The organism is Streptomyces prasinopilosus (genome assembly GCF_001419695.1).
Taxonomy (GTDB): Bacteria; Actinomycetota; Actinomycetes; order Streptomycetales; family Streptomycetaceae; genus Streptomyces; species Streptomyces prasinopilosus.
On the sequence record NZ_LIRG01000082.1, the window covers coordinates 1 to 4,803 of the forward strand.

The 4,803-nt window shown below is 72.7% G+C and carries 4 protein-coding genes; 1 reads left to right on the top strand and 3 read right to left on the bottom strand.

Features of this window, described 5'->3' with window-relative positions; all coding sequences use genetic code 11:
* Window positions 1-46: 46 nt before the first annotated feature.
* The gene (locus AOK18_RS04980) at window positions 47-328 is read right to left on the bottom strand and encodes an SH3 domain-containing protein (RefSeq protein WP_240503061.1); all 282 of its coding nucleotides are present in this window, start codon (window positions 326-328) and stop codon (window positions 47-49) included.
* Window positions 329-410: 82 nt separating this feature from the next.
* Entirely contained in the window at window positions 411-728 is a 318-nt protein-coding gene (locus tag AOK18_RS04985) for an SH3 domain-containing protein (RefSeq protein WP_055574767.1), read from the bottom strand.
* 182 nt (window positions 729-910) lie between these two features.
* Here AOK18_RS04985 and AOK18_RS04990 point away from each other — a divergent pair, with 182 nt between their 5' ends.
* The gene (locus AOK18_RS04990) at window positions 911-3,001 is read left to right on the top strand and encodes a serine/threonine-protein kinase (protein WP_055693509.1); all 2,091 of its coding nucleotides are present in this window, start codon (window positions 911-913) and stop codon (window positions 2,999-3,001) included.
* A 138-nt stretch (window positions 3,002-3,139) separates the two neighbouring features.
* Here AOK18_RS04990 and ilvD read toward each other — a convergent pair.
* Window positions 3,140-4,803 (bottom strand): dihydroxy-acid dehydratase (ilvD, locus tag AOK18_RS04995; protein WP_055693510.1); only part of this gene is annotated, 1,664 nt, incomplete at its 5' end.

A 4,803-nucleotide genomic window follows, 5' to 3' on the forward strand; every position in this document is an offset into this window, starting at 1 on the left:
CTGATCCCGCCGGGGACCGGGCGGGAGCGGCCGGTCCCCGGCGGGATCAGGCACAGCGCGGGGCCACGTAGCCGTCGCTGCCGGTCTTCACGTAGGCGTCCGAGACGTACTGGCCGTTGCCGATGTTGTCCCAGATGTTCGACGTGCCGTACGGGCCGGTCACCGTCGTGCCCGGCGTCTGGCAGGAGATCGACACCTGCGCGCCCTCGGGCAGGGTGCGGACGATGGTGTAACCCGTGCCCGGGCCGCTGCGGACGTTCAGCTGGACGCCCGGGGCGACCGGGTAGTACGGCAGGGCCGCGGCTTCCGTCGCCGTGCCCAGCAGCATGAGGAAGGCTCCGGCGCCTGCGAGCAGGACGGATCTGCCCCTTGCGGACATCATGAGTGCTCCTGACGGTGGTGGTGGTCGGTCAGGCACAGCGCGAGGCCACGTAGCCGTCGCTGCCGGTCTTCACGTAGGCGTCCGAGACGTACTGGCCGTTGCCGATGTTGTCCCAGATGCGCGACGTGCCGTACGGGCCGGTCACCGCCGTGCCCGGCGTCTGGCAGTAGATCGGGACGCGGGAGCCTTCGGGCAGGGTGCGGACGAGGCCGTAGCCCGTGCCCGGGCCGCTGCGGACGTTCAGCTGGACGCCCGGGGCGACCGGGTAGTAGTGGACAGCCGCGACCGCCGTCGTGCCGGCCTCCTCCGTGCCCGGCCCGACCTCTTCGGTGTGGTCGACAGACATGAAAAACCTCCCCCGTTGGACCCCATGACGATGATGGGATCGCTTTGATTCCCTCGCATCACACCACGAAACATCAGTTCACATCTCGCACATGGGCATCAGCAAGCCTCCTCGGTCCCGTACGGGTCATCGATTAGGCTCCGTGCGTCGCGCGCGCGGACGAACAGCACGGGGGTGGTCCCATGGCGCCACAGCGGAGGGCCGGGGCGGGTGCGGAAGCGGAACTTCCGGAGTACGCCGGTCACTACCGGCTGGAGTCCCTTCTGGGCTCCGGGGGCATGGGGATGGTGCACCTGGCCCGCAGCACCTCCGGGCTGAAGCTCGCGGTGAAGGTCGTGCACGCCGAGTTCGCCCGGGACCGTGAGTTCAGGGGGCGGTTCCGGCAGGAGGTGGCGGCGGCCCGCAGGGTGAGCGGCGCGTTCACCGCGCCCGTGGTCGACGCCGATCCGGAGGCGGAACGGCCTTGGATGGCGACCCTGTTCATTCCCGGACCGACGCTCGCGGAGCAGGTGAAGCGGAACGGTCCGATGACACCGGCGCAACTGCGCCGCCTGATGGCGGGGCTGGCCGAGGCACTGCGCGACATCCACCGCGTCGGGGTGGTGCACCGGGACCTGAAACCGAGCAACGTGCTGCTCGCGGAAGACGGGCCGAAGGTCATCGACTTCGGCATCTCCCGGCCGTCGGACAGTGAACTCCGCACGGAGACCGGGAAGTTGATCGGCACGCCGCCGTTCATGGCACCCGAGCAGTTCCGGCGGCCGCGGGAGGTGGGGCCCGCCGCGGACGTCTTCGCGCTGGGATCGGTGGTGGTGCACGCGGCGACCGGGCGCGGACCGTTCGACTCCGACAGCCCGTACGTCGTCGCCTATCAGGTGGTGCACGACGAACCCGATCTGACCGGCATACCGCAGGAGTTGGCGCCGCTCGTGCTGCGCTGTCTCGCCAAGGAGCCCGAGGACCGCCCGACACCGGACGAGCTGATGCGGGAACTGCGCTCGGTGGCGGCCTCCTACGACACCCAGGCGTTCATACCGGCGCAGAGGACGGGTGCGGAGGCGGCACCGCCCCCCTCTCCCCGACAACCGCGAAGACCGCCCCGGAAACGGCTGACCCGCGGCGCCCTGGTGGCGGGCGCCGCGCTGGTGCTCGCGGCCTCGGGAGCCGCCTCCGTCCACCTGGCCGGCCCGGACGGGGATCCGCCCGCGAAGACGCCTGCCCCCGCCCCGTCGGCCGCGTTCGGCGCGTGGGAGGCGAAGCCGGCGTCCGGGGAGGGGGGCATGCCGCACTGCTCCCGCGGAACGGACGAGTTGCTCTGTGCCCGGCGCGACGCGGTCTTCGCCCTGGACCCGGCCGACGGAGGGCTGAGGTGGCGGCGCACCACATCCGACCGGACCGTCAGCCGCCCCCCGGTCGTCTCGGGCGGGACCGTCCAGACGTCCACGGCCGAGGACGGACTCGTGGAGGGACTGGACCCCGCGTCGGGCACACCGGTCTGGCGACGGGACGTACCCGAGGGCGGTGCGGTCCGGTACGCGGGCGACACGCTGCTGCTGACCGGCGCGGACGGAACGGTCACCGGCGTGGACGGCTCGTCGGGTGCCACGAAGTGGAACCGCTCCCTGCCGGGCCACGGCGGCACGCCCCTCGCCTCGTTCGCCGCGGACCCGCTGGCCTACGCGACGAGCACGTCGCCCGACGGGACGCACACACGGCTCACGGCGGTCGACCCGGACACCGGTGCACTGCGGTGGGACGTCCGGCTGGAGGGGGCGCTGCAGGCCGTCGGCGCCGGGGGCGGATCCGTCTTCCTCCTCTCCGGCGACCCGCGGGACGGCACCACCACCGGCCTGGTCCGCTACTCCCCGAGGTCCGGAACGTCGCTCCGGGTCCCCCTGCCGGTCCCCCGCCACGACGTTCGTGCCACGGTGCGCGGGAACGTCGTCCACCTCCTGGCCCAGGGCGGTTCGCTGGAGGCCGTCGACCTGGAGGCGCGCAAGCGGGTGTGGCACCTGGAAACGGGCATCAGCCACGGTTCCGCGCCCGTCTCCGACGGGCGGCACGTGTACGTCACCGCTCCCGACGGCCGCCTGCTCGCCGTGGACGCCCGGAGCGGGCGGCTGCTCGGGCAGACCGCGCCCCGGCTCGGGGCGGCCGCGGACCGAGTGGTCGCCTCGCTGCCCGAGCCGGTGGTCGCGGAGGGCCGCGTCTACGCGTCCGCGCCCGACGGCACCGTCTTCGCCGTGGACGGGCGGGGACCGGCGGACTGGTAGGGGACCCGGACGGGAGCCGGCCGGCCGGGGGCGGTGCGCGGTACACGGATCGCCGCGCGCACGGGACCGCGCACGGATCACCCGCCCCGCACAGGCCTCCCGGTGTCGCGGAGGGCGGCCCGTGCGGGGCGGAAGGCGTCAGCCCAGCTTCGACACGTCCCGCACCGCGCCCTTGTCGGCGCTCGTGGCCATCGCCGCGTACGCCCTCAGCGCCGCCGAGACCTTGCGCTCGCGGTTCTTCGGGGCGTACGCACCGTCCAGTGCCCGCTCCCGGCGGGCCAGTTCGGCGTCGTCGACCAGCAGCTCGATCGAACGGTTCGGGATGTCGATGCGGATGCGGTCGCCGTCCTCGACCAGGGCGATGGTGCCGCCCGAGGCCGCCTCCGGGGAGGCGTGGCCGATGGAGAGGCCGGACGTGCCGCCGGAGAAGCGGCCGTCGGTGATCAGGGCGCAGGCCTTTCCGAGGCCGCGGCTCTTCAGGTACGACGTCGGGTAGAGCATCTCCTGCATGCCAGGGCCGCCCTTGGGGCCCTCGTAGCGGATGACGACGACGTCGCCCTCCTGGACCCGCTTGGTGAGGATCTTCTCGACGGCCTCCTCCTGCGACTCGCAGACGACCGCCGGGCCCTCGAAGGTCCAGATCGACTCGTCGACACCGGCCGTCTTGACGACGCAGCCGTCCACGGCGAGGTTGCCGCGCAGCACCGCCAGGCCGCCGTCCTCGGAGTAGGCGTGCTCGGCGGAGCGGATGCAGCCCCCCTCGGCGTCCTCGTCGAGGGTGTCCCAGCGCTCGGACTGGGAGAACGCCTCGGCGGAGCGCACGCAGCCGGGGGCCGCGTGCCACATCTCCACGGCTCGGGGGGAGGGGGAGCCGCCGCGGATGTCCCAGGTCTTCAGCCAGTCGGCCAGGGTCGGGCTGTGGACGGAGGTCACGTCCTCGTTCAGCAGGCCGGCGCGGTGCAGCTCGCCGAGCAGGGCGGGGATGCCGCCCGCGCGGTGCACGTCCTCCATGTAGTACGTGCGGCTCGCGGCGACGTTCGGCGCGACCTTCGCCAGGCAGGGGACGCGGCGCGAGAGGGCGTCGATCTCGGTCAGGCCGAAGGGGACCTCCGCCTCCTGGGCGGCGGCCAGCAGGTGCAGGATCGTGTTGGTGGAACCGCCCATGGCGATGTCCAGCGCCATCGCGTTCTCGAAGGCGGCGACGGTGGCGATGCTGCGGGGCAGGACCGTGTCGTCGTCCTGCTCGTAGTAGCGGCGGGTGATGTCCATGACCGTGCGGGCGGCGTCCTCGTAGAGCGCCTTGCGGGCCGTGTGGGTGGCGAGGACCGAGCCGTTGCCCGGGAGGGACAGGCCGATGGCCTCGGTGAGGCAGTTCATCGAGTTGGCGGTGAACATGCCGGAACAGGAGCCGCAGGTGGGGCAGGCGTTCTCCTCGATGCGCAGGACGTCGGCGTCGGAGATCTTGTCGTTGGCGGCGTCCACCATCGCGTCGATCAGGTCCAGCGTGCGGACCGTGCCGTCGACCAGCGTCGCCCGGCCGGCCTCCATCGGGCCGCCGGAGACGAAGACCGTCGGGATGTTCAGCCGCAGGGCGGCGTTGAGCATGCCCGGGGTGATCTTGTCGCAGTTGGAGATGCAGATCAGGGCGTCCGCGCAGTGGGCCTCGACCATGTACTCCACGCTGTCCGCGATCAGGTCGCGGGAGGGCAGGGAGTACAGCATGCCGCCGTGGCCCATCGCGATGCCGTCGTCGACGGCGATGGTGTTGAACTCGCGCGGGATGCCGCCGGCCGCGACGACCG

Bases quoted from the DNA above. Each gene is read 5' to 3' on its own strand.
- AOK18_RS04980 (WP_240503061.1), bottom strand. From the start codon at position 328: ATGCTGCTGGGCACGGCGACGGAAGCCGCGGCCCTGCCGTACTACCCG.
- AOK18_RS04990 (WP_055693509.1), top strand. From the start codon at position 911: ATGGCGCCACAGCGGAGGGCCGGGGCGGGTGCGGAAGCGGAACTTCCG.
- AOK18_RS04985 (WP_055574767.1), bottom strand. From the start codon at position 728: ATGTCTGTCGACCACACCGAAGAGGTCGGGCCGGGCACGGAGGAGGCC.